The organism is Bradyrhizobium sp. PRIMUS42, from assembly GCF_023006515.1.
Lineage (GTDB): Bacteria > Pseudomonadota > Alphaproteobacteria > Rhizobiales > Xanthobacteraceae > Bradyrhizobium.
Genome location: NZ_JALBGZ010000651.1, coordinates 1 through 3,546, shown reverse-complemented (window position 1 = coordinate 3,546; position 3,546 = coordinate 1). Strand labels below are relative to the sequence as shown.

The 3,546-nt window shown below is 66.9% G+C and carries 2 protein-coding genes; one reads left to right on the top strand and one right to left on the bottom strand.

Annotated elements, in window-relative coordinates:
• A partial coding sequence (locus tag MOV75_RS31185) for an FAD-binding and (Fe-S)-binding domain-containing protein (RefSeq protein WP_247007239.1) occupies positions 1–2,446 on the bottom strand: 2,446 nt, incomplete at its 3' end.
• A 205-nt stretch (positions 2,447–2,651) separates the two neighbouring features.
• Between MOV75_RS31185 and MOV75_RS31180 the strand changes: the two genes are divergently transcribed.
• Positions 2,652–3,546: alanine--glyoxylate aminotransferase family protein (locus MOV75_RS31180; protein WP_247007237.1), on the top strand; the 895-nt coding region annotated here is incomplete at its 3' end.

Genomic DNA, 3,546 nt, shown 5'->3' with positions numbered 1-3,546 from the left:
CGAAAGGCGCGAAAGCGGCCACGAGACGATCGAGCTCGGCCCTGGCCTCGTCGACGAGACCGGCGGAGAGGAACGTGCGGCCGCAGCACAGAGGACGGCTGCCGCGCGCAGGCTTCGGCAGATGCACGCGATAGCCGCCAGCTGTCAGCACGCGCAGCGCGGCGTCGAGGTTCTCGCGCTCATAGATGCGATTGAAGGTGTCGGCGAACAGCACGACTTCGCGGCCGGTCTCGGGTCCAACCACTTCCGCCGCCGGCGCAAACACGTCGCTGCGGAAGGCGGGGAGCGCCCGGCGCGCGCTGATGCCGGCAAAGCGCTCGAACAGTTTTCGCAATAACGGGCTGCGATTGCGCAAATTCGCCAGCGGCGCCAAGCGCGAGGCGAGGCCGGCATAACGCGGGAGATAGCCGACCAAGCGGTCGCGCAGCGTCAGGCCGTGGCTGGCGGCGCGCGCGGCGAGCACCTCGATCTTCATCTTGGCCATGTCGACGCCGGTTGGGCATTCATGGCGGCAGGCCTTGCAGGAGACGCAGAGTTTCAGCGTCTCCATCATTTCGTCGGAGGAAAGCGCGCCCTCGCCGAGCTGGCCGGAGATCGCGAGCCGCAGCGTGTTGGCCCGGCCCCGCGTGACATCCTTCTCGTTGCGCGTCGCACGATAGGACGGGCACATCACGCCGCCCTCGAGCTTGCGGCAGGCGCCGTTGTTGTTGCACATCTCGACCGCGCCCTGGAAGCCGCCGCCGGCGCCGGGCCAGGCGGACCAGTCGAGCTTGGTCTTGAACTCGCCGACGCCATAGTCGGGCTTGAAGCGGAACAGCGAGCGGTCGTCCATCCTGGGCGCATCGACGATCTTGCCGGGATTGAGGACGCCCTCCGGGTCGAAACGCTGCTTCACCTCCCTGAAGTCTGCGACGAGACGTTCGCCGAACATCGTCTCGTGGAATTCCGAGCGCACCAGGCCGTCGCCATGCTCGCCGGAATGCGAGCCCTTGTATTCGCGCACCAGCGCAAACGCTTCCTCGGCGATGGCGCGCATCGCCTTGACGTCTTTCTCCAGCTTCAAATTCAGCACGGGGCGCACGTGCAGGCAGCCCTCGGAGGCGTGGGCATACATCGTGCCGCTGGTGCCGTGCCTGGCGAAGACTTCGTTCAGCCGCGCGGTGTAGTCGGAGAGGTGCGGCAGCGGCACGGCGCAGTCCTCGACGAAGGAGACCGGCTTGCCCTCCTGCTTCATCGACATCATGACGTTGAGGCCGGCGGCGCGGAAATCCGCGATGCCGCTCTGCAGCGCCGGCTCCGTGATCTCGACCACGCCGCCCCATTTGCGCGTCTCGTTGGTCCAGCCGAAGCCGAGATCACCCATCAGCTCGCCGAGCTGCTTGAGGCGCACGAGGTTATCCGCCTGGTCTTCCTCCGCGAACTCGACCACCAGCACGGCGTCAGGATCGCCCTTGATCGCAGCAGAGATGATGGGGCGGAACATCGCGATGTCGCGGCCGAGCGCGAGCATGGTGCGGTCGACCAGCTCGACCGCAATCGGTTTCAGCTTGACCAGATGCTGTGCCGCATCCATCGCCTCGTAGAAGCTGCCGAAATGGCAGACGCCGAGGGCCTTGTTGCGGATCACGGGCCACAGCTTCAGCTCGACCTTGGTGGTGAAGGCGAGGGTGCCCTCGGAGCCGACCAGGAGATGCGCCATGTTGTTGCGCGCATTGCGCGGCACCAGCGCATCGAGATTGTAGCCGCCGACGCGGCGCTGCACTTTGGGAAAGCGCGCCGCGATCTCGTCGGCCTCACGGGTTCCGAGATCGAGCATGTCGCGGAACAGGGCGCCTGCGCTGTCGCTGGCCTCGACATCGGAGAGATCGCGCGAGATCTCGCCGAAGCGGCTGAGCGTGCCGTCAGCGAGCGCGGCCTCCATCGACAGCGTATTGTCGCGCATGGTGCCGTAGCGCAGGCTGCGGCCGCCGCAGGAATTGTTGCCGGCCATGCCGCCGATGGTGGCGCGCGACGCCGTGGAGACGTCGACCGGAAACCACAGGCCGTGCTTCCTGAGCTGGCGGTTGAGGTCGTCGAGCACGATGCCGGGCTCGACCACGCAGGTGCGGCCCTCGACGTCGAGCGACAGGATCCGGTTGAGGTGCTTCGAGAGATCGACCACGAGCCCGTCATTGACGGTCTGACCGCATTGCGAAGTGCCGCCGCCGCGCGGGGTGACCTTCAGCCCCTCGTCGCGGGCAATCGCCAGCGCCCGCAGGGCCTCGTCCATGGTCTTCGGGACCACCACGCCTGATGGGATGATCTGGTAGAACGAGGCGTCGGTGGCGTAGCGCCCGCGGCTGAAGGGGTCGAACAGGACGTCGCCGGTGATTTCCCGGGCCAGACGTGCGGCCAGACGGTCCGTTTGGACCGATTCCGGTGATTTTCCAGCCACTTCCGCCGCCATGGTCCGCTCTCGCCCGTTCGCCGGCACCGTCTTGCCCCCCGTCACGGCCCTTGGCAAGCGAGCCCTGCTTCTTGTGCATTGACGGACCCCGCCGGGCGAGGGACAAGCCCGGGGAATAATGATATGCGAGCGGCTCGCCGGAGCCCCCAATGCGGGCCCTCGGACGCTCGAGCCAAGACAGCCTCAAAGACCGGGAAGGACGCCGATGACCGTGCACACTGGAAGGCATTTCCTACAGATTCCAGGACCGACCAATGTGCCCGACCGGGTGCTGCGGGCGATGGACATGCCGACGCTGGACCATCGCGGTCCGGAGTTCGCCGAGCTCGGTTTTGCGGTTCTCGCCTCGATGCAGCGGGTGTTCCGCACCAAGCAGCCCGTGATCATCTTCCCCTCGTCCGGCACTGGCGCCTGGGAAGCGGCGATGGTCAACGTGTTCTCGCCCGGCGACAAGCTCCTGATGTGCGAGACCGGCCAGTTCGCCGTGCTGTGGCGCGGCATCGCCGACAAGTTCAAGCTCGACGTCGACTTCATCCCGAGCGACTGGCGCCACGGCGCCGACCTCGCCGAGATCGAGAAGCGTCTTGTCGCCGACAAGCAGCACGCGATCAAGGCGGTCTGCGTCGTGCACAACGAGACCTCGACCGGCTGCGTGACGCCGCCGCTGGAGGTGCGCAAGCTGCTCGACCGCGTCAAGCATCCGGCGCTGCTGATGGTCGATACCATCTCCGGCCTCGGCTCGATGGAATATGAGCACGACGCCTGGGGCATCGACGTCTCGGTCGCGGGCTCGCAGAAGGGCTTGATGCTGCCGCCCGGCCTCGGCTTCAACGCCGTCTCGGACAAGGCGCTGGCCGTGGCGAAAGCCAATCCGGGCATGCGCTCCTATTGGGACTGGCAGGAGGTGATCAACTTCAACAAGCTCGGCACCTTCCCCTATACGCCCGCGACCAACCTGCTCTACGGCCTGCGCGAAGCGGTGAAGATGCTGGAAGAGGAGGGGCTGGAGAACGTCTGGACCCGCCACAAGCGCCACAGCGCGGCGACGCGCGCCGCGGTCATGGTCTGGGGCCTGGAGACGCAGTGCGCCGACCCGGCGG